This window comes from Rhodococcus sp. P3_B8 (genome assembly GCF_056402775.1).
On sequence record NZ_JBFUGT010000706.1, the window covers coordinates 1 to 520 of the forward strand.

Consider the following 520-nt stretch of genomic DNA (forward strand, 5'->3'; position numbering starts at 1 on the left):
TCGCCGGAGCCTTACTCACGGCCGTCCTCTTGACCGGAACCTTCACCGCGACCATCTTCTTCACGGCCTTTTTCTCCGCAGCCGCCTTTGTCGCGATTGTCTTCTTCGCGATTGTCTTCTTCCCGGCGGTCTTCGTCCCGGCGGTCTTCGTCGCCGGAGCCGTGCGCGCCGCCGCCCTCGTCACAGGAGCCGTCGCCGCGGCGGTGTTTCTCACAGTTGTCTTCTTCGCGGCCGTMTTCTTTACCGGCGCCGTTTTTGCCTGAACCTTCTTCGCCTGAGCGTCATGGAAGGCTCGCTCGAGCTCGGCCGGAATCCGGCCGCGCAAGGACACCTCGTGACCCGCCCCGATCGCCCACTCACGAATCTCCCTGGACGACTTCTTCGCCGGAGCCTTACTCACGGCCGTCCTCTTGACCGGAACCTTCACCGCGACCACCTTCTTCACGGCCTTTTTCTCCGCAACCGCCTTTGTCGCGACTATCTTCTTCGCTGTGTTCTTCGCAACCGTCTTCGTCGCGGC

General features: G+C 62.8%; 1 protein-coding gene. It reads right to left on the reverse strand.

Annotated features, from left to right (window positions below; genetic code table 11):
- A partial coding sequence (locus tag AC1D1G_RS45890; protein ID WP_477957023.1) for an Lsr2 family DNA-binding protein occupies positions 1-520 on the reverse strand: 520 nt, incomplete at both ends.